Genomic DNA, 25,091 nt, shown 5'->3' with positions numbered 1-25,091 from the left:
CATGAATGTACTCGATAGATTCCGGCTCGATGGCCAGGTCGCCCTGGTGACCGGCGCATCTCGCGGGATCGGCGCGGCCATTGCCAACGGCCTGGGCGAGGCCGGTGCCATCGTCTACGGCATTGGTCGCTCGGCTGAGATGGAGGCGCCTGGCGCCTTCCAGTATCGACAGTGCGACGCGCGCGAGGCCGTCGAGGTGAAGGCGCTGTTGGCCGAAATCGCCGAGCGCCATGGTCGTTTCGACATTCTGGTGAATGCCGCGGGCATTACCTTGCCGGGCAACACGGATGCCGATCCGATGGTCAGCTTCCAGCGCACCCTGGAATTGAACCTGACGGCGGCCTACGCCTGCTGCCTCGCGGCCGTGCCTCACATGCAGCGCAACGGGCGTGGGTCGATTATCAACGTCACCAGCATTGGCGCCGGGTTGGGTTTTCCCGGCAACCCCGGTTATGTCGCGTCCAAGGGCGGGCTGGCGGCGATGACCCGCGCATTGGCGCTCGACCTGGGCGGCCAGGGCATCCGGGTGAACAACATCGTACCGGGCTATGTGCATACGGCGATGACTCACGGTAGCTACAGCGATCCGGAGCTGAACGCGGCTCGCGCCGGGCGCACGATGCTCGGACGCTGGGGCCGCGTCGAAGAGCTGGCAGGCGCGGCGGTGTTTCTCGCCTCGCCCGCCAGCAGCTATGTCACGGGCACCGATCTGCATGTCGACGGCGGCTGGTCGGCCAAGGGGTTGTGATGGAAATCGGCTTTATGCAAGGGCGCCTGTGCGAGCGGGTGGATGGAAAGATCCAGGCGTTTCCCTGGGGCGACTGGGCCTCGGAGTTCGAGGTCGCACAAGGCCTCGGCGTGCGCTTGATGGAGTGGACCCTGGATCAGGAGCGGTTGTACGAAAACCCGCTGATGACCGAGGCCGGACGCCAGCGCATCAACCAGTTGAGCCAGGCCCATGGGGTGCGGGTCCTTTCGCTGACCGGCGATTGCTTTATGCAGGCGCCTTTCTACAAGGCCCAGGGTGCGGAGCGTGCCAGCCTGCTACAGGACCTGGAGGCGATTCTGGATGCCGCCCAGAGCGTCGGCATCGTCTATGTGCTGATCCCGCTGGTCGATAACGGCTCGCTGACCAGCCCTGAAGAGGAAGCGGCCTTGCTCGAAGGCCTGCTACCGCTGCGCGAACGCTTGGTCGAGGGCGGCTTGAAGATCGTGTTCGAGTCCGATTTCTCCGCCGAGCGCCTGGCGCGTTTTATCGCCCGTTTTCCCGCCGATGCCTTCGGTATCAACTACGACATCGGCAACAGCGCCGCCTTGGGCTATTGCGCGACGGAAGAAATCGCCGCTTATGGGGCGCGGATCGACAACGTGCATGTCAAAGATCGGGTTCTAGCCGGCACTACCGTGCCCCTGGGGACCGGCAACGCCGACTTCGAGCAGGTGTTTGCGGCACTGCACAGGACCGGCTATACCGGCCATTTCATCTTGCAGACCGCGCGTGCCGACGACGGCGACCATGCGGGGGCTATCGCTCGCTACCGCGACATGACCCAGGCTTGGTGGAACACCCATGAATCTTGAGCTTGGCGGCAAGGTGGCCCTGGTCACCGGTTCCTCTTCGGGCATCGGGCTGGCCATTGCCGGCCAGCTGGCCGAAGAGGGTTGCCAGGTGGTGCTCAATGGCCGTGACCCAGAGCGCCTGCGTGCGGCACAGGCCCAGCTGCCTGGCGCGCAATCGGTGCTTGCCGACGTGCGTGAGCCGTCAGCCTGCCAGGCGCTGATCGCCGAAGTCATGGCTGTTCACGGTCGGCTTGACATCCTGGTGTGCAATGTCGGCAGCGGCGCTTCCGTGCCGCCCGGCCAGGAGCATCCGAGCGAATGGCAGCGCGTGCTGGACATCAACCTGCACTCGACGACCAACGCCGTATGGGCGGCCACCGATGCATTGGCGGCCAGCAAGGGAAACGTCATCTGCATCTCTTCCATCTGCGGTATCGAGGCGCTCGGCTGCCCCGTGCCATACGCTGCCGCCAAGGCCGCCCTGGAAAGCTATGTGCGCAATAGCGCGCGGGCATTCGGGCGCCAGGGCGTGCGGATCAACAGCATCGCCCCGGGAAACATTCTGTTCGAGGGGTCGGTCTGGGACCGCAAGCTCAAGCAGGACCGCGGGGCGGTCGAGTCAATGCTGACCAGGGATGTGGCCCTGGGGTGCCTGGGCACGCCCGGCGATGTCGCACGGCTGGCAGCCTATCTGGCGTCGCCGCTGGCGGCGTTCATTACCGGGGCTACGTACGTGGTCGACGGAGGACAACTCAGATCATGAAAAACGCAACGTCCAACCTGTTCGACCTGAGCGGCCGGGTCGCGGTCATCACTGGCGGCGGCGGCATGCTGGGTTACCAGCATGCGGCAACGGTCGCCGATCTTGGCGGCATTGCGGTGCTGTTGGATATCAACCCCGAGGCCCTGGCGAGCAATCGTGCGCGGTTGCATGACGAGCTTGGCGTCGAGGCGCTGTGCCTGACGGTCGACATCACCGATGTCGACAGTGTGAGCGCTGCCTGCGCCACCGTTCTGGAGCGGCATGGCCGGGTCGACATCCTGATCAACAATGCCGCACGCAACCCAAAGGTCGAAGGCAACGATGGCAAGGAGTTCTCGCGGTTGGAGCACTTCCCCTGGGAGCAGTGGCGCCTGGATCTCGACGTCGGCCTGGGCGGCGCCTTCAATTGCGCCAAGGTCTTCGGTGCGCACATGGCCGGGCAGGGCGCTGGCGTGATCATCAATATCGCCTCGGACCTGGGTGTCATCGCCCCCGATCAGCGGCTGTACCGGGTCGAGGGCAAGGCCGCGGACGAGCAGCCGGTCAAGCCGGTGACTTATTCGGTGGTCAAGCACGGCCTGATCGGGCTGACCAAATACCTGGCCACATACTGGTGCGAGCAGGGCGTGCGCTGCAATGCCTTGTCGCCGGGCGGGGTATACGCCGGGCAGAACGATGTTTTCCTGGGCAAGCTCAGCCAGTTGATTCCCATGGGGCGCATGGCCCAAGTCGATGAGTATCGCGGGGCGCTGGCGTTCCTCTGTTCCGACGCATCAAGTTACATGAATGGTGCCAACCTTATTGTCGACGGTGGGCGCAGCACCTGGTGACGCCCCACTCTCACGCTGGAGACGCTGATGAATTTTGAATTGCAATCGACAAGCCAATGGGTGGCCGGCAGCACCCAGACGCTGCTGTTGTCCTCCGGGGTGTCGGTCCCCGTGCGCCTGAGTCAGGCGCCCCTGTCGGAGGCGGTCGACGCGGTATTGCTGCGCGGGCCGGAAGACCTGGCGGTGCTGGAGCGGTTGCCGGAATTTCCCGCGCTGCATCGGCTGTTGGAAGGCCATGACGAGGCGGCCCGCCTGGCCGAGCACAAGCGCGGCCTGCTGGCCGCGATGAGCAGGGGTATCCACGTATTCGGCGCCCACCGGATCGGCCAGTCGGTCGTCAACGACGCGCGACGCGTGGGGATTACCGTGGCTGGCCTGCTGGACAACGATCCGGCGAAGGCCGGACAACACCTGGACGGCATCGAAGTGTTCCACCCGACGGCCATTGACCTGTCCGACGCGGTGGTGGTGGTTGCCAGCGGCCGCTACAGCAACGACATCATCCGGCAAATCAAGGATCGTTGCGCTCGGGTGGTGAACTTCCATGAGTTCCTGTACGCGACGGACTCGGCGCATGGCCCGGAATCCACGTTCGCCAACCTGCCCCATGACACCCTGGCTGGCCCCTTGCGCTACCTGTCGGCCTTCCTGCGCCTGGGCGATGAGCAATCCAGGCAGGCATTCAATGGGCTGATCGAGATGCGTATGTTGCTGTCGATCGAGCCGGCCGATGCCCACAAGTCTCCTTTCGCCGACGAGTACTTCGACAGCGCCTTTGTCAGTGCCGAGCAAGCGCGTCACTTTGTCGACGCCGGTGCCTTCAATGGCGACACCCTGGCGTCGCTGGAGCGGCATTTCGGTCCGGTTGAACGCGCTTACCTGTTCGAACCGGAGATGGCTCCCTACTACGCGGCTCTGAAGCGCTTTTCGGATCGGCCTCACGTGCTGCTGTTCAACATGGGCCTGGACAGTGACTACAGCCGTTTCGAGTACGATCCGGTGCTGTCGTGCAACCTGGCGGGCGAAGTGACCGGGCCGATTCCCGGCAACATAACGTCTTACATCCAGGGCGTGCCGCTGGAGCAACTGGTGCCTGGCAAGGTCGGGCTGTTCAAGCTGGACATCGAGGGCATGGAAGAGAGGGCGCTGTTTGGCGCTACGGCGGTTATTCGGCGTGAAAAGCCGGTATTGGCCGTCTGTGCCTATCACCGGGCAGACGACTTCTGGAAGTTGATCGATACGGTGACGGCGATTAGGCCGGATTATCGCGTAGGCATTCGGCACTACGCAGATATTCTTCACGACATCACCCTGTACTTCTATTGATGTAGTGGAGCGCCCGGATCCGTTCGGGCGTTGCGTTTTTTGAAGATGGTTTTTTCGCAATATCCAGCATCGGGTGTGTCCATGATTCGTTCGTTATATGCTCCACGGCCAAATCCTTATTATCTTCTTGCGCCGGACTACCGACGAAATTCTGCGGGTATCCGGGTCATGCACATGCTCTGTGATGTGTTGAATCGATCCGGGTATGAAGCGTATATCGGGGCGAACGTTCTGAATCCGGAACTGATGACGCCGCCGCTGACGAATCAAGTGATTGCCTTGCATAAACAACAGGGTCTGGAGCCGATCGTCGTTTACCCGGAAGTCACCAGTGGCAATCCGCTAGGTGGTGACGTCGTGGTCCGGTATCTATTGAATACGCCCGGGTTCCTCGCCGGAGGCAAGAATTACGGTGAAGACGACATCATGTTCGCCTTCACCAAGGGGTTGTTGTTACCGGGCATGCCTGAAGAGCATGTGATGTTTCTTCAGCCCATCGACCTGAATGTCTTCACGTTGCCTGAGGATCCGGCCCGGCGCATACCGGGCAAAATCTGCTACTACCAGGGGCGCGCGGGATCGGGGATCGATAAAGACAGCCTGCCCGCCGACGCGGTGGAAATTACCGGCAGTTACCCGGATACCTGGGAAGGGCTGGTGGAGATCTTCCAGACCAGCGAATTCTTTTATTCCTCGGCGACGACGGCCCTTTCGGCGGAGGCCGCGCTCTGTGGGTGTATAGGCGTGGTCATTCCGGGTAAAGGTGCACCGTTGAATTTCTCCTCCGAAGAGACCGGAAATTACGGTGTGGCCTGGGGAACCTCGCCCCAGGAAATCGAGCGGGCGCGGCAAACGTTGCCCTTGTTGAGGGAAAGCCTGGAGAAGCAGGAAGTCGCTTTCTGGCAGGCGCTCGATCTGTTTATCGAGACGACGCAGAACGCCGCTTCGACCTCCAGAAAGGCCAAGCTTGAACGGAGTGTTGCCAAGCGACTCGAAGCGCGAGACCAGACGGCCCGGCAACTGCAGGCGGACTCTGCTGTTGCGCAGGGCCATGTCCCGAACATCGGTGTGGTCGTTCTCGATCTTCAGGGCCATAACGATTTGCTAGCCCGAACGCTGAACAGTTTGGCGGCCTGCGCGGGCGGGGCGGTTTCGACCGTTCCGCTGATCGTGTCCAACGTCACCCCCGGACGTTCGGGGGCTCATGGCCTCAAGCCAGGCGACAATTGCGTAGAGGCGATTAACCAGATCGTCCGTGAAAGCGCGTGCGATTGGTTGGTCGTGGTTCGCGCGGGAGAGGAGTTCACTGCTGCCGGCCTGTTGATGACCTCGTTGCAGTTGGCGCAAATGGGTGAATACCGGGCTGTTTACGCGGATGAGGTCGTTCGGGTCGGCCACAACAGCTTCGAAGCGGCACTTCGGCCTGATTTCAACCTGGATCTCTTGCTCAGCTACCCCGCAGGTTTTTCCCGGCATTGGCTATTGCGGCGTGATACGTGGCAAGAGATGGGAGGTTTTGCCGATGATTGTCAGGAAGCTTTCGAGCTTCAGTTCATTTTGCGCCTGATCGAATCCGGGGGTGTTGAGGGGCTAGGGCATATCAGTGAGCCGTTGTTGATCAGCGACGCTGTGCCTCTACAGGATATGGCCGAGGAGCGCAGGGTCATCGTGCAACACCTGCAGCAGCGCGGCTATGAGCATGCTCAAGTGAATGCCTCTCAGCCTGGCCGTTACCAGATTGATTACGGCCATGCGCAAACGCCGCGCGTCAGCATTGTGATTCTGCTCGACGGCCAGCTCCCGCAGGCGCAACTGTGCATGGACAGCCTGTTGGAAAATACGACGTACAGTCATTTCGAAGTATTGCTGCTGGACCGCGGCAACCAAGATTCGGCGATGGTGGATTGGCTGTCCGGGATCGAGCAGTTGGGCGTTGCCCAGTTGCAGGTATTGAGGTACGAGGCTCAAGCGTCGCCGATTGCGATTCGTAATCATGCGTGCAACCAAGCCAGTGGCGATTACCTGTTGTTCCTCGACTCCACCATCGGCGTGGTCGGCAAGGACTGGCTGCAGCAATTGCTCAACCACGCCATGCGCCCTGAAGTTGGGTGCGTGGGGGGTAAGCTGCTTGGCGGCGATGGCAGGATCCGTCATGCCGGTTTGTTGCTGGGGTTGGGCGCGGCGGTAGGCGACCCCTTCCTGAATGCGCCCGATGAGCCTGGTTACATGCAGCGATTGCAGGTCGATCAAGATTGTTCCGCTGTGGCTGAGCAGTGCTTGATGGTGCGTCGAGAACTGTTCGTTGCAGCAGGCGGCTTCGATGAGACGATGTCATCCTGGGCGTCCACGGACCTTTGCCTGAAGCTTTCTCAAGCCGGCTATATGAACGTCTGGACGCCGAGGGTCAGGTTGTTTATCGGCGATACGCAGGCGTCCCCGGCCAGCGCCGACCAGGACGACCTGATGTACCAGCGCTGGCTGGCGGTCCTGGCTCAGGATCCGGCCTACAACAAGAACCTGTCCCTGGCCACCGGCGGCGCTTTCAAGCTTGCTGATAACGCATGGGCGTTGCCGCTTTCGATCGCTGGTGTCTCTGCGCCCAAAATCCTGGCGCATCCTGCGAGAAGCGCCGTCGACGGACAGTCGAGGCTTATTCAGCCGTTCACTGCCTTGCGTAACGAGGGGTTGATCGACGGCGCTGTTGTTCGCGACTTGATGTCGGTAGCCGAGTTGGCCCGGTTCGCCCCGGACAGCGTTGTGCTGCAACGGCACGTTGATGGCATGCAGATAGAGGCCATGCGCCGGATGAAGGCTTTCTCCCGGGCTTTCAAGGTTTATGAGCTGGATCGTTATCTGCCCGATACGCCCATGCCGGGGTTCAATAGGGAAAACCATGGTCTGCAGGTACTGGATGCCTTGCGACAGGGGCTGGGTTTCATGGATCGCCTAGTGGTTTCCTCCGACATGCTTGCCGATGTTTTCGAGGGCTTCAATCCCGATGTGCAGATCCTCAAGACTCGCCTTGATCCGCACCCCTGGATTGGCTTGAGCAGCAAACGCCAGGCTGGCGACAAGCCGCGTGTAGGCCTGTCGGCACGCGGAGCCCGGCCAGATGACCTTGAGCTGATTGCCGATGTCATAAAAGCCTTGGTCAATGACGTTCATTGGGTGCTGATCGGCCATTGTCCGACTCATCTGCGTGCTTTTGTCCATGAGGTCTATACGGACGTAGACGCGGGATATGCGGCGAGGCTGGCTTCGTTGAATCTCGATTTTGCCCTGGCGCCCCTGCAAAACACCTTGTTGAACCGTTGCCGCAGTCACGAGCGGTTGTTGGAGTTCGGTGCATTGGGCATCCCGGTGATCGGCAGCGATCTCGAGCCGCATCGCGGCGATTTGCCGGTGACCCTGGTCAAGGATGGGGTGGCGCCCTGGATGGACGCGATTCGCTCCCATATGGTGGATCTGGATGCGGCGCAACGCTTGGGCGACACGCTGCAACAGTGCGTTCGCAGTCAATGGCTGCTCGACGGCTTGCACCTGAAAGCCTGGCGCGATATCTGGCTGCCGGCTTGATTCGCGCCCTCTGCGTAAACCTATTGCAGGCTGTTGCGACGTAACAGCCTGGCGGACCTATCTCCTTTAATACGATGCCCGCGTTCAGGCTGGCAGGGGTGTACAAAGCATGAAGGTAACGTTGGATTCCCAGGTGGTGCTGCGTGATCTGCAGCGGATCAGCAAACACCTGGATGCCTGTCGAGAGTTGCGCGGCAAGCATTTGCTGATTACCGGGAGCACGGGTTTTTTTGGTAAATGGCTGCTGGCGCTGATTGCCTTTTTGAACAGGGAAGGCGCGGCCATCGAGGTCACTGCGGTGTCCCGATCGCCTGAGCGTTTTCTCGGAGAGCATCCGCAATACCATCAGTGTGGCTGGATAACCTGGTTGAAAGGTGACGTTCAGGCGTTGCCTCGGGTGCCTGAACTGCGACCGGTCGACTTGGTCATTCATGCTGCCACCGATACCTTGGCGGGCGCTCATGCCGACCCTTTGCGCATCTTCGATACGATTTTGCAGGGGGCGCGCAACGTACTTGATCTGGCCGTGAGGGCGGGGGCCAAGCGCGTTCTGTTCACCGGAACGGGAGCACAGTACGGCGCTATCAGTTCTTCGCTACCTGTTCCAGAAACCCATATGTCTGCATGCAACAGTCTTCTGGCCAGCAGCGCTTATGCCGAAGCCAAGCGGGCTCAGGAAACGTTGGCGGCGCTGTACGCGGATCGGCATGGGTTGGAGTGCATCCTGACACGCTGCTTTGCCTTCTCGGGACCAGGGCTTCCTCTGGATGCACATTTTGCAATCGGCAACTTCATCAGGGACGCCATCGGTCAGGAAGCGCTGGTGATGCAGTCGACTGGCCTGTCTGTGCGCAGCTATCTGCACGGTGCCGATCTGGCGGCGTGGCTGTTGACGCTGCTGGTGCGAGGGCAGAGCGGACATGCCTACAACGTGGGGTCTGACCAGGGCCTCAGCATCGCCGAACTGGCCCACAGAGTTGTGGCTCGGGTAGCACCGCAAACCCCCATCATCATGCCGAAGGCAGGGGAAGGTAGTTCTGTGGCTTCTTACTACGTGCCCGATATCCAGAAGGCGCGAGCATTGGGTCTGGATGTCTGGACCTCGCTGGATGAGTCTATCGATAGCATGGTGGACTGGAACCTCGACCGCCCGCTGAGCTCTTGAGCTGTACCGATCACCCGGTCACGACAGCAGATCAGGAGGGCGCTTCTAAAAGCGGTTGTGCCCTGCAAGATCAAATCCGGCGCGACGAAATCTTGACTGGTACGGGCTTTTTGAAAGGGTGCGCTATCCGGCTGCCAGACTGAGCCGGAGGCGCAGCCTGTATGAAAAATCGTATTCGTGGGCTTAACGGCGTGACGCATAGGTCATAAAGTGCATCTTCACTGTATTGTGTTCTTGAGTTCGGGCGATAAGTCCGCACCGGAAATCAACTATTTTGATGCGCCCTGAGCTTTTCGGGGTGAACCTAGTCGCAGTTTATGATCGGGAAGCCATGATGATTGGCATAAAAAGCATAGCGAGTTACGTGCCGACTGCCGGTGTGGATAACTACGCTCAGGGTGCCAAATTCGCCAAGGATGAAGAGTTCATCCTTGGCAAGATCGGTTCGGCATTCCTGCCGCGCAAAGAGGCTGCGCAGGAAACCTCTGATCTTTGTGTGGAGGCGGTGAATGCCTTGTTCGCCAATAATCCGCAGCTCCAGCGTGATTCTATCGATGCGCTGATTGTCGTGACCCAGAACGGTGATGAAGAAGGCTTGCCCCACACTGCTGCCATTGTTCAGGACAAGCTGGGCCTGCCGACCCATGTGGCCGCTTTCGATATTTCCCTGGGCTGTTCCGGGTACGTTTACGGCTTGTACGCCATGAAAGGCTTCATGGAGGCTGCGGGCCTGAAAAACGGCCTGCTGGTGACCGCCGACCCCTACTCTAAGATTGTCGATCCCGAAGACCGCAACACCACCATGCTGTTCGGCGATGCGGCCACCGTCACTTGGATGGCCGACGGCGCGCCCTGGCAGTTGGGCAAGGCCAAGTTCGGCACCGACGGTTCCGGGGCGCCACACCTGAAGGTCAGCGACGGGGTGTTCTTCATGAATGGCCGGCAGGTCTTCAACTTCGCCTTGCTGAAGGTGCCGGCGCACCTGCATGAGCTGCTGGAAGAGTCGGGTCTGGAGGAAAGCCAGATCGACGCGTTCTGCATCCACCAGGGCAGCGCGGCGATTGTCGACGCGGTGGCCCGGCGCTTCGAGGGCGAGACGGAGAAGTTCATCAAGGATATGGTCGAGACCGGCAATACCGTGTCTTCGAGCATTCCGCTGCTGCTGGAGCGGCATGTCCTGCCTTCCACCTGGAAGCGTGTGGCCCTTAGCGGCTTTGGTGTCGGTTTGTCCTGGGGCTCGGCGATCATCCATCGCGAATGACGTTTCACGCTTATGTAGAAGCGCTGCCGGTCATGCCGGCGGCGTTTTTTTTGTCCCGGTTTTTGGGTGGCGGTTTTTCTGGCGCCATTTTTATCGCCTTTTGTTGGTTAAACCCTTGTTTTATTAGGGGTGGCCGTCTGCTAGTAAATATTTTTAAAAAAAACCTCAAGCAACCTGCTACGGCGACGATAACTATTACGAAGGTTCTCTAGGCCACACCCGGCGGTTGCCAGGGCCGGAAGCCGCAGTACCCAACCAACGAGGAATTCGTCATGGCTTTAACCGTAAATACTAACGTCACATCGTTGAGCGTTCAGAAAAACCTGAACAAGGCTTCCGACGCTCTGTCGACTTCGATGACTCGCCTGTCTTCCGGCCTGAAAATCAACAGCGCAAAAGACGACGCCGCCGGCCTGCAGATCGCTACCCGCATGACTTCGCAGATCCGTGGTCAGACCATGGCGATCAAGAACGCCAACGATGGTATCTCCATCGCCCAGACCGCTGAAGGCGCGATGCAGGAACAAACCAACATTCTGCAGCGTATGCGTGAACTGGCCGTTCAGTCGCGAAACGACAGCAACAGCTCCGACGACCGTGATGCTCTGAACAAAGAGTTCTCGCAGATGAGTGCTGAGCTGACCCGTATTTCGGGCAGCACCAACTTGAACGGCAAGAACCTGCTCGACGGTACTGCCAGCACCATGACCTTCCAGGTCGGCTCCAACACTGGCAGCACCAACCAGATCACTCTGACTCTGAGCGCCAGCTTCGACGCCGACACCCTGGGTGTTGGCTCGGCAATCACCATCGCCGGTTCCGACAGCGCCGTTGCTGAAACCAACTTCTCGGCCGCTGTTACTGCAATCGACGGCGCTCTGAAGACCATCAACGCCAGCCGTGCTGACCTCGGTGCTGCACAAAACCGTCTGACCAGCACCATCTCCAACCTGCAGAACATCAACGAAAACGCCAGTGCTGCACTGGGTCGTGTACAAGATACCGACTTCGCTGCTGAAACTGCTCAGTTGACCAAGCAACAGACTCTGCAACAAGCTTCCACCGCAGTTCTGGCTCAGGCCAACCAACTGCCATCCGCTGTACTGAAGCTGCTTCAGTAATAGCTGGTGATTTTTTGGCGGGGGAGTGCGCTTGTCGTGCTCTCTCGCTTTTTCCATTCAAGAGGTGATGGACATGGATATGAGCGTTAAGCTGAACTTGTCTTATCCAGCTGCCAAGCTATCGGCGCCAGTCGCTGAGCCTGCAGCGGAGAAGCCTCGAGCCGATGCTGCGTTGAAGGTGGCGGCAGCGGACAAGGATGAGCAAACTAAAGACGCGACCAGCGAGCAGGACAAGCTTAAGATGGCCGTTCAGGAAATTGAAAAGTTTGTGCAGTCGGTCAAGCGTAACCTGGAGTTCTCGATTGATGAACCCTCAGGCAAAGTAGTCGTCAAAGTCATTGCCAGTGACTCCGGTGAGGTGATCCGTCAGATCCCCAACGAAGAAGTCCTCAAGCTGGCTAATAGTTTGAATGATGCAAGCAGTCTGCTGTTCAGTGCTAAGGTCTGACAGCTGGCACGAATTTTGTTGCTATGTTCTTTTGGGCGTTGTAGTGGTCAAAAGACCGGCGAGACACTAAAGGGAGTTCTACATGGCGAGTCCAATTCTACCGGGTACAGGTCTGGGGTCCGGCCTGGACACCGGTTCTATCGTCAAGGCATTGGTCAACGCTGATAAAGCGGCCAAGCAGGGACAGATTGACCGTGGAACCACGGCTAACACCGCGTCGATCTCTGCTATCGGTTCCCTGAAATCGCTGCTGGCGACCTTTCAGTCGACCATGAAGACATTGGCCGATCCGGAGCAGCCGCAGTTCACCGGTTTTTCTGCGACTACGTCCGACCCCAAGACCTTGGCTGTTACGGCCAATAACTCGGCGGTCAACGGCGTTTATAATATTGAAGTCACTCAAATTGCGACTGGTTCCAAGGTCGCCACTTCAGCGTTTTCCGGCGGTTCCTCGGCAGTTGTACCAGCGGGGGTGTTGAATATTGCCCAGGGTACCAAGAGTTACAATCTTGATGTGCCTGCCGGTTCGACCCTGGATTCTGTTGCCAAAGCCCTGAACAGCAAGTATCAGTTCAGCGGCTTCAGTGCCAACGTGGTAACCGATAGCTTCGGTTCCCGTCTGGTGGTGAGTTCCTCCAACACGGGTGCTGGCTCGGATATCACCCTTAGCGGAATTCCTGGGCTGGAGGCTGATGGTACGAAACTGATGCCCAAGGGCACGGTAGATGATCCGATCACCGCTAGTTCTTCCGGGGTTGTAGGTGGTTTCGCCCAAGACGCGAAATTCACTGTGGATGGTATGGCAATCACCAGCTCCACCAACAAGTTGGATAAGACTGTCTCTGGTCTGTCTATGGTCTTGGTTGCGCCAGGTAAATCCCAGGTTCTGGTGGCTCCGAACAATGATGGCCTGAAGGCGTCTATCCAGAAGTTCGTGGATGCTTACAACGCGGTCTCCACAGCTATTACTTCCTACACTAAGCCGTCTCTGGATGATGATGGCAAGCCAACTGTTGCTGCTGCTCTGACCGGTGATGCCATGCCGCGTTCGATTCTGGCGGCGATGCGTGGCCCATTGGCTGAGAGCGGTAATGGAGATCGCCTGACTGTTCTGTCGCAGCTGGGTATCACTACGGATCAGAAAACTGGCAACTTGAACTTCAACTCCGTCAAGTTCGATCAGGCGATGAACGACAAGAAGCTGGGTGGCGAGGTGCAGAACCTCTTCACGGGTGATAACGGCCTTCTGGAGCGGATGACCAAGGCGATCACTCCTTACACTCAGACTGGGGGTATTCTCGATACCCGTAACGATGCATTGGCTCGTACCAAGACCAAGCTGAGCAATGATCAACTGGCCTTGGATCGTCGGGTGGAGTCTCTGACTGCAGTGCTCACCAAAAAATACAACGACATGGATACTCTGGTGGGCAAGCTGAAGGCTACCGCTAGTAATATCACCTCAATGTTCGAAGCGATGAACGCACAGCAAAAAGGCTGATATTCACTCAGCGCCAAAAGCCCGGCAGCGTTTTTCAGCGCTCCGGGCTTTTGTATTTGGCCTAAAGTTTTTTGACGTTGCGTCGATATATTGCTTATACGAACCCTTGAGTTTTGAAGAGGTATTACATGAATCCGATGTTAGCCCTTCGGCAGTACCAGAAGATCGGTGCGCAGGCGCAGACCTCCGAAGCTAGTCCCCACCGTCTGGTGCAGATGCTGATGGAAGGCGGCCTGGATCGTATTGCACAGGCCAAGGGGGCGATCGAGCGCAAGGATATCGCCAACAAGGGTGTGTTCATCAGTAAGGCAATAGGCATCATTGGCGGTTTGCGTGAGGGCCTGGACCTGGAAAAATCCCTGGATACCCTGGGGGATCTTGACGGTCTGTACACCTACATGATGAAGCGTCTGGCTGAAGCCAATATCAAGACCGACCCGAAGATTCTCGATGAGGTCGCCGATCTGCTGCGCACGGTTAAAGAGGGCTGGGATGCCATCGCCGCGCCGGGTCCGCAGTTTTAAGGAGAAACACCATGAGTGCTGTCCTGCAACGCATTGAAGAAACCCGTGAGGCGCTGGTCGGCGCCCTGGCCGAGCGCAACTGGCAAGCCATTGGCGAGCTGGACCTGGCGTGCCGTTCATGCATGGAGGACGTGCTCAGCGAGGCTGAGGTCGACGAGGCGGCACTGCGCGACAATCTGGAGGAGTTGTTGGGGGTCTACCGGCAACTGCTTGAGGTGGCAACAGGGGAGCGCCAGGCGATAGTCGACGAGATGTCGCAGATCCAGCAAGCACAGAACGCGGCAAAGGTTTACCATTTGTTCGGTTGATGTTGAGTTAATCCCGAACACTGCGCGCCATAAATTTGACTGTGCACGCTTTTTTGACTTAACTAGTGGCTGTTTTCAGATTTCAGGCGTCTATAAGGCAGAAAATGCCTACAAGCGCGTCTAGCTTGCCCCTTATCTGGGCATTGAGTTGACTAGGGAAGTTGCTATTGCATGTGGCGTGAAACCAAAATTCTGCTGATCGATGACGATAGCGTGCGCCGCCGCGACCTGGCGGTGATTTTAAATTTTCTTGGCGAAGAAAATTTACCCTGCGGTAGCCATGACTGGCAGCAGGCTGTCGGCTCTTTGTCGTCAAGTCGCGAAGTAATTTGCGTCCTCATCGGGACCGTAAATGCTCCTGGTGCACTTCTGGGCCTGTTAAAGACACTCTCAACCTGGGATGAGTTCCTTCCAGTGCTGTTGATGGGCGAAAATTCTTCCATTGATCTGCCTGAAGACCAGCGTCGTCGTGTGCTTTCCACCCTGGAAATGCCTCCCAGCTACAGCAAATTGCTGGACTCTCTGCACCGGGCCCAGGTCTATCGTGAAATGTACGATCAGGCCCGTGAGCGCGGTCGTCACCGTGAACCCAATCTTTTCCGCAGCCTGGTAGGCACCAGTCGCGCCATCCAGCATGTGCGGCAGATGATGCAGCAGGTGGCGGATACCGACGCCAGCGTGCTGATCCTTGGCGAGTCGGGAACAGGCAAGGAAGTGGTAGCGCGCAACCTGCACTATCACTCCAAGCGGCGCGATGCGCCTTTCGTGCCGGTCAATTGCGGCGCCATTCCGGCAGAGCTGCTGGAAAGTGAGCTGTTTGGCCATGAAAAGGGCGCGTTCACCGGTGCTATCACCAGTCGTGCCGGACGTTTTGAGCTGGCTAATGGCGGCACTCTGTTCCTCGACGAAATCGGCGATATGCCACTGCCGATGCAGGTCAAGTTGTTGCGGGTGCTGCAGGAGCGCACGTTCGAGCGCGTGGGCAGCAACAAGACCCAGGGTGTTGATGTGCGAATCATCGCTGCCACCCATAAGAACCTGGAAAGCATGATCGAGGTAGGCAGCTTCCGTGAGGATCTGTACTACCGCCTCAACGTGTTCCCCATTGAAATGGCGCCGCTGCGTGAGCGAGTGGAAGACATTCCGCTGCTGATGAATGAGCTGATTTCGCGAATGGAGCATGAGAAGCGCGGCTCGATCCGCTTCAACTCTGCCGCCATCATGTCGCTGTGCCGGCATGGCTGGCCGGGTAACGTTCGTGAGCTGGCCAACCTGGTGGAACGCATGGCGATCATGCATCCCTATGGCGTGATTGGCGTCGTCGAGTTGCCGAAGAAGTTCCGCTATGTGGATGACGAGGACGAGCAGTTGGTGGACAGCCTGCGCAGCGATCTGGAAGAGCGCGTAGCGATCAACGGTCACGCGCCAGACTTTGCCGCCACGGCCATGCTGCCGCCGGAAGGCCTGGACCTGAAGGACTACCTCGGCAGCCTGGAGCAGGGGCTGATCCAGCAGGCGCTGGACGACGCCAATGGCATCGTGGCGCGGGCCGCAGAGCGTTTGCGTATCCGTCGCACCACCCTGGTGGAGAAGATGCGCAAGTACGGTATGAGCCGTCGTGAAGGTGATGAACAGGCGGATGATTGACGCCGGTTTTTCAAGTCTTTGAAAACTGGGTGGTTTTTTTTAGGCACGGGTATTGCTAAGTCTCTTGCAACGTTCCGTTTAACTGACGGTCAGCCACGCGAGAGTGCACGATGCCCCAAGCCGCCCAGATGTCTCCTGCCCCTGATGCACAGGGGCAATCGTCGTCCGTAGAGCAGGCAAGCCGGCTAGGTCTTGAGCAGGCCTTCGCCTTGTTCAACCAGATGTCGAGCCAACTTACTGACTCCTACAGCATGCTTGAGGCCCGGGTGACCGAACTCAAGGGCGAGTTGGCGGTGGTCAGCGCCCAGCGCATGCAGGAGCTGGCGGAAAAGGAGCGTCTGGCCAATCGTCTGCAGAACCTGCTGGACCTGTTGCCGGGCGGGGTCATCGTGATTGATGGTCATGGCATCGTCACCGAGGCCAACCCGGCAGCCTGCGAGCTGCTGGGGCTGCCGTTGGAAGGGCAGTTGTGGCGCAACATCATCGCCCGCAGCTTTGCCCCTCGCGAAGACGATGGCCATGAAATTTCCCTGCACGACGGTCGACGCCTGTCGATTGCCACGCGCTCGCTGGATGCCGAGCCCGGGCAGTTGGTGCTGCTCAATGACTTGACTGAAACCCGTCATCTGCAAGACCAGTTGGCCCGTCATGAGCGTCTGTCCTCCCTGGGCAAGATGGTTGCCTCCCTGGCTCACCAGATCCGCACGCCGCTGTCGGCGGCCCTGCTGTACGCCAGCCATCTCACTGAGCAGGAACTGCCGGTAGCTACCCATCAGCGCTTTGCCGGGCGGCTCAAGGAGCGTTTGCACGAGCTGGAACATCAAGTGCGCGACATGCTGGTGTTCGCCCGTGGCGAATTGCCCCTGACCGATCGCCTGACGCCCAAGTCGCTGTTGCAGTCGTTGCAGGCCGCGGCCCTGACCCATGTGCAGGACGTTGCCGTGCGCTGGCAGTGCGATAGCCACCACGGTGAGTTGCTGTGCAATCGCGACACTCTGGTGGGCGCCTTGCTCAATCTGATCGAGAACGCGGTGCAGGCCAGTGCCGGCGCGGCGCGACTCAAGGTGCACCTGTACAGCCGCGGCGACACCTTGCGGCTGTGCATCAGTGACAGTGGCAGTGGTATCGACGCCGCGGTCCTGGAGCGCTTGGGGGAGCCGTTCTTCACCACCAAAGCCAATGGAACCGGGCTGGGCCTGACGGTGGTCAAGGCGGTGGCCCGTGCTCATCAGGGAGAATTGTCGCTGCGCTCGCGTCCTGGGCGCGGTACTTGTGCGCTGGTGACACTGCCTCTGTTCTCCAGCGTGCATGGAGTGGAGTGAAGGTAATGGCAATCAAGGTTCTACTGGTTGAAGACGACCGCGCATTGCGCGAGGCCCTGGCGGATACCCTGCTGCTGGCCGGTCATGACTACAAGGCTGTCGGCAGTGCTGAGGAAGCATTGGAGGCTGTGGCCGCGGAGCCCTTCAGCCTGGTGGTCAGCGATGTCAACATGCCGGGCATGGACGGTCATCAATTGCTTGGCCTGCTGCGAGCCCGTCAGCCACAACTGCCGGTGTTGCTGATGACTGCCCATGGCGCCGTCGAGCGTGCCGTGGAAGCCATGCGCCAGGGGGCGGCCGATTATCTGGTCAAGCCTTTCGAGCCGCGGGCCCTGCTGGACCTGGTGGCGCGCCATGCCTTGGGCAGCCTGGGTGTTGGCGAGGATGAGGGGCCGGTGGCCTTCGAACCAGCCAGCGCTCAGTTGCTGGAGCTGGCGGCGCGGGTGGCCCGCAGTGACTCCACGGTGCTGATTTCCGGTGAATCCGGCACTGGCAAGGAGGTGCTGGCGCGCTATATCCATCAGCATTCCCATCGAGTCAATCAGCCGTTTATCGCCATCAACTGCGCGGCCATCCCGGACAACATGCTCGAAGCCACTTTGTTCGGGCACGAAAAGGGCTCTTTCACAGGGGCCATCGCTGCCCAGCCCGGCAAGTTCGAGCAGGCCGATGGCGGCACCATCCTGCTGGACGAGATTTCCGAAATGCCTCTGGGCTTGCAGGCCAAGCTGCTGCGGGTGTTGCAGGAACGCGAAGTGGAGCGGGTTGGTGCGCGCAAGCCGATCACCCTGGATATCCGCGTGGTTGCCACCACCAACCGCGATCTGGCGGGGGAGGTGGCGGCCGGCCGTTTCCGCGAGGACTTGTATTACCGTTTGTCGGTATTTCCTCTGGCCTGGAAGCCGTTGCGCGAGCGTACCGCCGATATCCTGCCGCTGGCCGAGCGCCTGCTGGCCAAGCACGTCAATAAAATGAAGCACGCGGCGGCCAGGCTATCGGCCAAGGCCCAGGAGTGCCTGCTGGCCTATCCATGGCCAGGCAACGTTAGAGAACTGGACAACGCATTGCAGCGCGCATTGATCCTGCAGCAGGGGGGCTTGATCCAGCCGGAAGATTTCTGTCTTGCCGGCCCTGTGGCTTGTGCTCCGCTGCCGGCGCTGGCGCCCGTGGTGCAGATGGCAGCGCGTGGCACGGCTGCCGAGGTGGAGGTGCCGGCTCAAGAATCCGGCGGCCTGGGCGATGACCTGCGGCGCCGGGAGTTTCAGATGATCATCGATACCCTGCGCTCCGAGCGCGGGCGACGCAAGGAGGCCGCGGAACGCCTGGGTATCAGCCCGCGGACCTTGCGCTACAAGTTGGCGCAGATGCGCGATGCTGGAATGGACGTCGAGGCCTATCTGTTCGCGACCTGATCTGTGAGAGGCAAGCCCGGGATGGGCTTTTGTCGATAAGGGCCATGGAGCTGGCACCCTTGTTGCTAACACCTCACTAACCGCTGAGTGAGCGTCAAAAAATTGCGGGTCGTCAGAGAGAGTAGACCATGAGCCAAGGTGTTGAATTTAATCGGTTGATGCTGGATATGCGTGCCATGCAGATGGACGCAATGTCGCAGCCTAAATCCGCCGCGGTGGCAGAAGTCAGCGGCAGCAGCTTTGCTGACATGCTTGGCCAGGCCGTGAACAAGGTCAATGACACTCAGCAGGCGTCCAATCAGCTGTCCAGTGCCTTTGAAATTGGCAAGAGCGGTGTCGACCTGACGGACGTGATGATTTCCTCGCAAAAGGCCAGCGTGTCTTTTCAAGCCTTGACCCAGGTTCGCAACAAGCTGGTTCAAGCGTATCAAGACATCATGCAGATGCCGGTTTAAGGACGAGATTGAGTCATGGCAGAAGCAGTCGCCGATAACGTACCGGCCAAGGCCGCCCCGATCGACGGTAAACCGCCGCTGTTCGGTTTGTCCTTCCTGGAAAACCTGTCCCAGATGACCATGCTGCGTCAGGTCGGCCTGTTGGTGGGCCTGGCCGCCAGCGTGGCGATTGGTTTTGCCGTGGTGCTGTGGTCCCAGCAACCCGATTACCGGCCGCTGTACGGCAGCCTGGCGGGTATGGACGCCAAGCAGGTCATGGATACCCTGGCCTCTGCCGACATTCCTTACACCGTAGAGCCCAATTCCGGCGCCTTGCTGGTCAAGGCCGATGACCTGTCCCGAGCCCGCCTGAAGCTGGCCGCGGCTGGCGTAGCGCCGGGTGACGGCAACGTCGGTTTCGAGATCCTCGATAAAGAGCAGGGCCTGGGTACCAGTCAGTTCATGGAGGCGACCCGTTACCGTCGCGGCCTGGAAGGCGAGCTGGCTCGCACCATCTCCAGCCTGAACAACGTCAAGGGCGCCCGGGTACACCTGGCGATTCCCAAAAGCTCGGTGTTCGTGCGTGATGAACGCAAGCCCAGCGCCTCGGTCCTGGTAGAACTCTACTCCGGCCGTTCCCTGGAGCCCGGCCAGGTCATGGCCATCGTCAACCTGGTGGCGACCAGTGTTCCGGAACTGAACAAGTCCCAGGTCACCGTGGTCGATCAGAAGGGCAACCTGTTGTCCGATCAGGCGGAAAACTCCGCACTGACCATGGCTGGCAAGCAGTTCGACTACAGCCGCCGCCTGGAAGGCATGCTGACCCAGCGGGTGCACAACATCTTGCAACCGGTGCTGGGCAACGATCGCTACAAGGCTGAAGTCTCGGCGGACGTCGACTTCAGTGCCGTGGAATCCACCTCCGAACAGTTCAACCCCGACCAGCCGGCCCTGCGCAGCGAGCAGTCGGTGAATGAGCAGCGCTCCAGCAGCAACGGCCCGCAAGGCGTGCCGGGTGCTCTGAGCAACCAGCCGCCAGCGCCGGCCTCTGCGCCACAAACCACCGGTGGCGCCACTGCCGCCGCCGGCATGGTGCAACCGGGCCAGCCACTGCTGGACGCCAACGGCCAACAGATCATGGACCCGGCCACCGGCCAGCCGATGCTGGCGCCGTACCCGTCGGACAAGCGTCAACAATCCACCAAGAACTTCGAGCTCGATCGCTCCATCAGCCATACCAAGCAGCAGCAGGGTCGCCTGAATCGTCTGTCGGTAGCGGTAGTGGTGGACGACCAGGTCAAGGTCAACCCGGCCAATGGCGAAACCAGCCGAGCGCCGTGGAGCGCCGACGAATTGGCGCGTTTCACCCGTCTGGTGCAGGACGCCGTGGGCTTCGATGCCAGCCGTGGCGACAGCGTCAGCGTGATCAACGTGCCGTTCTCCGCCGAACGCGGGGAAGTGATCGCCGATATTCCGTTCTACTCGCAGCCCTGGTTCTGGGACATCGTCAAGCAAGTGCTCGGCGTGCTGTTCATCCTGGTGCTGGTGTTCGGCGTGTTGCGTCCGGTGCTCAACAACATCACTGGCGGCGGCAAGAGCAAACAACTGGCAGGCCTGGGCAGTGACGTCGAGCTGGGCGGCATGGGCGGCCTGGACGGTGAGTTGGGCAACGACCGCGTGAGCCTCGGCGGCCCGCAGAGCATTCTGCTGCCGAGCCCGAGCGAGGGTTATGACGCTCAGTTGAACGCAATCAAGAGTCTGGTGGCTGAAGACCCGGGTCGAGTGGCTCAGGTCGTGAAAGAGTGGATTAACGCAGATGAGTGATAACCGAGCCGCTACCGCCAAACTGACCCGGGTCGACAAAGCCGCGATTCTGCTGCTGTCCCTGGGTTCTACCGATGCTGCGCAAGTGTTGCGCCACATGGGCCCCAAAGAGGTCCAGCGGGTGGGCGTGGCCATGGCGCAGATGGGTAACGTGCACCGTGAGCAGGTCGAACAGGTGATGAGCGAGTTCGTCGATATTGTCGGCGACCAGACCAGCCTCGGCGTCGGCTCCGATGACTACGTGCGCAAGATGCTCACCCAGGCCCTGGGCGAAGACAAGGCCAACGGCCTGATCGACCGCATTCTGCTGGGCGGCAACACCAGCGGCCTGGACAGCTTGAAGTGGATGGAGCCGCGGGCCGTTGCCGACGTGATCCGCTACGAGCACCCGCAGATCCAGGCCATCGTGGTGGCCTACCTCGATCCTGACCAGGCCGGCGAAGTGCTCGGCAACTTCGACCACAAGGCGCGCCTGGACATCATCTTGCGGGTTTCCTCGCTCAACACCGTGCAACCCGCGGCGCTCAAGGAACTCAACCAGATTCTCGAGAAGCAGTTCTCCGGCAACTCCAACGCATCGCGGACCACCCTGGGTGGTATCAAGCGTGCAGCCGACATCATGAACTTCCTCGACAGCTCGATCGAAGGCCAACTGATGGATTCGATCCGCGAAGTGGACGAAGACCTGTCGGGCCAGATCGAAGACCTGATGTTCGTCTTCAACAACCTCGCCGATGTCGACGATCGCGGCATCCAGGCGCTGCTGCGCGAAGTCTCTTCCGATGTGCTGGTGCTGGCTCTCAAGGGCTCGGACGAAGGGGTCAAGGAAAAGATCTTCAAGAACATGTCCAAGCGTGCGGCGGAACTGCTGCGCGACGACCTGGAAGCCAAGGGCCCGGTTCGCGTCAGCGATGTGGAAACCGCGCAGAAGGAAATCCTCACCATTGCCCGCCGTATGGCCGAAGCCGGAGAAATCGTTCTCGGCGGGAAGGGCGGCGAAGAAATGATCTAAGGTCGCTTTATGTCGTCCAGCAGTGATGAGTCCCAAAGCGAGCTGATTCGCGCCCGGGACGTCGAGGGTTTTGACGTCTGGGCGCTGCCCAGTTTCGATCCCGAGCCGCCCGAGCCTGAGCCCGAGCCGGAAGAGGTGCAGGAGGAGATCGAGGAAGTGCCGCTGGAGGAAGTCCAGCCGCTGACCCTTGAAGAGCTCGAGAGCATCCGCCAGGAAGCCTATAACGAAGGGTTCGCCACCGGCGAGAAAGAGGGCTTTCACAGCACCACCCTCAAAGTGCGCCAGGAAGCCGAAGTGGCACTGAGCGCCAAGTTGCAGGCGCTCGAGCAACTGATGGCCAACCTGTTCGAGCCCATTGCCGAGCAGGACACCCAGATTGAAAAGACCCTGGTGGAGCTGGTGCGGCATATCACCCGCCAGGTGATCCAGCGCGAGCTGGCGATGGACTCCACGCAGATCGAACATGTCATGCGCGAAGCGCTCAAGCTGCTGCCCCTGGGCGTCGGTAATGTGCGCCTGTACGTCAATCCGCAGGATTTCGAGCAGGTCAAAAGCCTGCGCGAGCGCCATGAGGAAAGCTGGCGCATCGTCGAGGACGAAGCGCTGCTGCCCGGCGGTTGCCGGGTCGAGACCGAGTACAGCCGTATCGACGCCAGCATGGAAACCCGGATCGCCCAGGCCATGGACCAGCTGTCCGACCAGTTGCACGAACAATCGCTGCATCCGGCAGCGGCGGACCTTGGCCTGGACCTGGGGCCGTTGACGCCGTCGGCGCCGCAGAGCGACATCGCCGACCCCGCTATGGACCCTGACGCCGCCGCGCACGAGCCAGCGGACCCTAGCAATGCGCCTTGAACGCACCAGCTTCGGCAAGCGCCTTGGGGGCTATGCCGAGGCCATCAGCCTGCCGGGCCAGCCGATCCTTGAGGGCCGCCTGCTGCGCATGGTCGGCCTGACACTGGAAGCCGAAGGCTTGCGCGCGGCCATGGGCACCCGGTGCATGGTGATCAACGATGACAGCTACCACCCGGTCAAGGTCGAAGCCGAGGTCATGGGGTTCTCCGGGAGCAAGGTATTCCTGATGCCAGTGGGCAGCGTGGCCGGGATCGCTCCGGGCGCGCGCGTGGTGCCCCTGGCCGACACCGGCCGTTTGCCCATGGGCATGAGCATGCTCGGGCGTGTGCTGGACGGCGCCGGCAGGGCGCTGGACGGCAAGGGCGCGATGCGTGCCGAAGACTGGGTGCCGATGGACGGCCCCACCATCAACCCGCTCAAGCGCGACCCCATCAGCCAGCCGCTGGATGTGGGTATTCGCAGTATCAACGGTTTATTGACGGTAGGTCGCGGTCAGCGTCTCGGCCTGTTCGCCGGTACCGGCGTGGGCAAGAGTGTGCTGCTGGGCATGATGACCCGCTTTACCGAGGCCGACATCATTGTGGTCGGGCTGATCGGCGAGCGGGGACGTGAGGTCAAGGAGTTCATCGAGCACATCCTGGGTGAGGAAGGCCTCAAGCGTTCGGTGGTGGTGGCCTCGCCAGCGGATGATGCTCCGCTGATGCGTCTGCGGGCTGCGATGTACTGCACGCGGATCGCCGAATATTTTCGCGACAAGGGCAAGAACGTCCTGTTGCTGATGGATTCCCTGACACGTTTCGCCCAGGCCCAGCGGGAAATCGCCCTGGCCATCGGCGAGCCGCCGGCCACCAAGGGTTATCCGCCTTCGGTGTTCGCCAAGCTGCCAAAACTGGTGGAGCGTGCCGGCAATGCCGAGGCCGGCGGCGGTTCGATCACCGCCTTCTACACGGTATTGTCCGAAGGCGATGACCAGCAGGACCCGATCGCCGACTCGGCGCGGGGCGTGCTCGACGGGCATATCGTGCTGTCCAGGCGCCTGGCGGAAGAGGGGCACTACCCGGCCATCGACATCGAGGCCTCCATCAGTCGGGTCATGCCGGCGGTGATCAGCCCTGACAACATGGCGCGGGCGCAGTACTTCAAACAGCTGTGGTCGCGTTACCAGCAGGCCCGGGACCTGATCAGCGTCGGTGCCTATGTGGCCGGCGGCGACCGGGATACCGATACGGCCATTTCCCTGCATCCGGCCATGGTTGCGTACCTGCGCCAGGGGCTCAATGACAACATCAGCCTGGGCCATAGCCAGACCCACCTGGAAATGCTTTTCGCTCCGGCAGCGGGCGGGTAACCGGCCATGGCTGATAGCCGTGCCGCGCGCCTGGCGCCGGTGGTGGACATGGCAGAGAGTGCCGAGCGCACGGCCGCCCAGCGCCTGGAGTACTTTCACGGCCAGGTGCGTGTGGCCGAGAGCAAGCTGGGGGACCTGGAGCGTTTTCGTGGCGACTACCAGGAACAGTGGGTCGAGCGCGGCAAGTTGGGGGTCAGTGGCCACTGGCTGATGAACTACCAGTACTTTCTCAGCCAGCTGGATACCGCCGTCGGTCAGCAGCGACAGAGCCTGGCCTGGCACCAGAACAACCTCGATCGCGCCCGGGAGGCCTGGCAGCAGGCCTATGCCCGGGTCGAGGGGCTGCGCAAGCTGGTGCAGCGCTATATCGACGAGGCGCGGGCGCTTGAGGACAAGCGTGAGCAGAAGTTGCTGGATGAACTTTCCCAACGCTTGCCTCGTCAGAGCCCATACTGATGGTGCTCATTTGCCCCGTGCGGGTTGTCCCCCCGGCGAGTGGGTGCTAAACCTTTTAGACGTCGTCAATGACAAGGAAGCAGTCACATGTCGGTCGTTACAGAAATATCCCCGGACGGGCAAAAACTCACGATCTCCATCAGAGGCCGTTTCGATTTCGGACGCCACCAGGAGTTTCGCGAATCCTACGAGCGACTCAACCGGACACCGGAGTCCATCGTGGTGGACCTCAAGGAAGCCACCTATCTCGACAGTTCGGCCCTGGGCATGCTGCTGTTGCTGCGTGACCACGCCGGCGGCGACAACGCCGATGTCCGGGTAATCAACAGCAACTCGGATGTGCGCAAGATCCTCGCCATCTCCAACTTCGACAAGCTTTTCGACATCAGTTGACCGGT

At 60.3% G+C, this 25,091-nt stretch carries 23 protein-coding genes; all 23 read left to right on the top strand.

All coding sequences use genetic code 11. From position 1 onward, the window contains the following. Position 1: 1 nt before the first annotated feature. The 23 genes from ACUXVH_RS23370 to ACUXVH_RS23260 all read left to right on the top strand — a co-directional run bounded on the left by ACUXVH_RS23370 (position 2) and on the right by ACUXVH_RS23260 (position 25,086). The gene (locus ACUXVH_RS23370) at positions 2-748 is read left to right on the top strand and encodes an SDR family NAD(P)-dependent oxidoreductase (RefSeq protein ID WP_081305183.1); all 747 of its coding nucleotides are present in this window, start codon (positions 2-4) and stop codon (positions 746-748) included. Next, entirely contained in the window at positions 748-1,581 is an 834-nt protein-coding gene (locus ACUXVH_RS23365; RefSeq protein WP_065363369.1) for a sugar phosphate isomerase/epimerase family protein, read from the top strand. Before ACUXVH_RS23370 ends, ACUXVH_RS23365 begins: the two co-directional genes overlap by 1 nt. Next, positions 1,571-2,323, top strand: a complete 753-nt coding sequence (locus tag ACUXVH_RS23360; protein ID WP_065363370.1) for an SDR family NAD(P)-dependent oxidoreductase — start codon at positions 1,571-1,573, stop codon at positions 2,321-2,323. Before ACUXVH_RS23365 ends, ACUXVH_RS23360 begins: the two co-directional genes overlap by 11 nt. Further along, on the top strand, positions 2,320-3,153 hold the full coding sequence (locus ACUXVH_RS23355) for an SDR family oxidoreductase (protein ID WP_065363371.1): 834 nt from the start codon (positions 2,320-2,322) through the stop codon (positions 3,151-3,153). Before ACUXVH_RS23360 ends, ACUXVH_RS23355 begins: the two co-directional genes overlap by 4 nt. A gap of 27 nt (positions 3,154-3,180) precedes the next feature. After that, positions 3,181-4,479, top strand: a complete 1,299-nt coding sequence (locus ACUXVH_RS23350; RefSeq protein ID WP_065363372.1) for a hypothetical protein — start codon at positions 3,181-3,183, stop codon at positions 4,477-4,479. 81 nt (positions 4,480-4,560) lie between these two features. Beyond that, complete coding sequence (locus ACUXVH_RS23345) at positions 4,561-8,055, top strand: glycosyltransferase (RefSeq protein ID WP_176707077.1); 3,495 nt, start codon at positions 4,561-4,563, stop codon at positions 8,053-8,055. Between the two features lie 109 nt (positions 8,056-8,164). Beyond that, positions 8,165-9,220 carry an NAD-dependent epimerase/dehydratase family protein gene (locus ACUXVH_RS23340; protein ID WP_081305185.1) on the top strand — a complete coding sequence of 352 codons (1,056 nt, stop codon included), beginning with the start codon at positions 8,165-8,167 and terminating at the stop codon, positions 9,218-9,220. A gap of 334 nt (positions 9,221-9,554) precedes the next feature. Then, positions 9,555-10,481 (top strand): ketoacyl-ACP synthase III, encoded by a 927-nt coding sequence (locus tag ACUXVH_RS23335; protein WP_065364690.1) that lies wholly within the window; start codon positions 9,555-9,557, stop codon positions 10,479-10,481. 272 nt (positions 10,482-10,753) lie between these two features. Next, positions 10,754-11,602 carry a flagellin domain-containing protein gene (locus tag ACUXVH_RS23330; protein ID WP_065363373.1) on the top strand — a complete coding sequence of 283 codons (849 nt, stop codon included), beginning with the start codon at positions 10,754-10,756 and terminating at the stop codon, positions 11,600-11,602. Between the two features lie 73 nt (positions 11,603-11,675). Beyond that, positions 11,676-12,050, top strand: a complete 375-nt coding sequence (locus ACUXVH_RS23325; RefSeq protein WP_065364691.1) for a flagellar protein FlaG — start codon at positions 11,676-11,678, stop codon at positions 12,048-12,050. A gap of 82 nt (positions 12,051-12,132) precedes the next feature. Beyond that, entirely contained in the window at positions 12,133-13,551 is a 1,419-nt protein-coding gene (fliD, locus tag ACUXVH_RS23320) for a flagellar filament capping protein FliD (protein WP_065363374.1), read from the top strand. Between the two features lie 128 nt (positions 13,552-13,679). Further along, a complete protein-coding gene (fliS, locus tag ACUXVH_RS23315; protein ID WP_065363375.1) occupies positions 13,680-14,075 on the top strand; it encodes a flagellar export chaperone FliS in 396 nt (131 codons plus the stop codon). Between the two features lie 11 nt (positions 14,076-14,086). Beyond that, the gene (locus ACUXVH_RS23310) at positions 14,087-14,383 is read left to right on the top strand and encodes a hypothetical protein (RefSeq protein WP_011059969.1); all 297 of its coding nucleotides are present in this window, start codon (positions 14,087-14,089) and stop codon (positions 14,381-14,383) included. 171 nt (positions 14,384-14,554) lie between these two features. Further along, a complete protein-coding gene (locus tag ACUXVH_RS23305) occupies positions 14,555-16,030 on the top strand; it encodes a sigma-54 dependent transcriptional regulator (protein ID WP_011059970.1) in 1,476 nt (491 codons plus the stop codon). A 128-nt stretch (positions 16,031-16,158) separates the two neighbouring features. Then, on the top strand, positions 16,159-17,352 hold the full coding sequence (locus ACUXVH_RS23300; RefSeq protein WP_176707078.1) for a sensor histidine kinase: 1,194 nt from the start codon (positions 16,159-16,161) through the stop codon (positions 17,350-17,352). A 5-nt stretch (positions 17,353-17,357) separates the two neighbouring features. Next, a complete protein-coding gene (locus tag ACUXVH_RS23295) occupies positions 17,358-18,764 on the top strand; it encodes a sigma-54-dependent transcriptional regulator (protein ID WP_065363377.1) in 1,407 nt (468 codons plus the stop codon). A gap of 128 nt (positions 18,765-18,892) precedes the next feature. After that, positions 18,893-19,219, top strand: coding sequence for a flagellar hook-basal body complex protein FliE (fliE, locus tag ACUXVH_RS23290; protein WP_011059973.1), 327 nt, complete (start codon positions 18,893-18,895; stop codon positions 19,217-19,219). Between the two features lie 15 nt (positions 19,220-19,234). Beyond that, entirely contained in the window at positions 19,235-21,022 is a 1,788-nt protein-coding gene (fliF, locus tag ACUXVH_RS23285) for a flagellar basal-body MS-ring/collar protein FliF (RefSeq protein ID WP_065363378.1), read from the top strand. Next, a complete protein-coding gene (gene fliG, locus ACUXVH_RS23280) occupies positions 21,015-22,034 on the top strand; it encodes a flagellar motor switch protein FliG (protein WP_011059975.1) in 1,020 nt (339 codons plus the stop codon). Before fliF ends, fliG begins: the two co-directional genes overlap by 8 nt. Before the next feature lie 9 nt (positions 22,035-22,043). Beyond that, positions 22,044-22,889, top strand: coding sequence for a flagellar assembly protein FliH (fliH, locus tag ACUXVH_RS23275; RefSeq protein ID WP_065363379.1), 846 nt, complete (start codon positions 22,044-22,046; stop codon positions 22,887-22,889). Beyond that, the gene (fliI, locus tag ACUXVH_RS23270; protein WP_047284543.1) at positions 22,879-24,237 is read left to right on the top strand and encodes a flagellar protein export ATPase FliI; all 1,359 of its coding nucleotides are present in this window, start codon (positions 22,879-22,881) and stop codon (positions 24,235-24,237) included. Before fliH ends, fliI begins: the two co-directional genes overlap by 11 nt. Before the next feature lie 6 nt (positions 24,238-24,243). Continuing rightward, positions 24,244-24,693, top strand: coding sequence for a flagellar export protein FliJ (gene fliJ, locus ACUXVH_RS23265; RefSeq protein ID WP_011059978.1), 450 nt, complete (start codon positions 24,244-24,246; stop codon positions 24,691-24,693). 87 nt (positions 24,694-24,780) lie between these two features. Further along, positions 24,781-25,086 (top strand): STAS domain-containing protein, encoded by a 306-nt coding sequence (locus ACUXVH_RS23260; RefSeq protein WP_011059979.1) that lies wholly within the window; start codon positions 24,781-24,783, stop codon positions 25,084-25,086. Positions 25,087-25,091 lie beyond the last annotated feature (5 nt).

The sequence above is a fragment of the Pseudomonas sp. 8(2025) genome, assembly GCF_052665325.1.
This window is presented reverse-complemented; position numbering and strand designations above follow the sequence as displayed.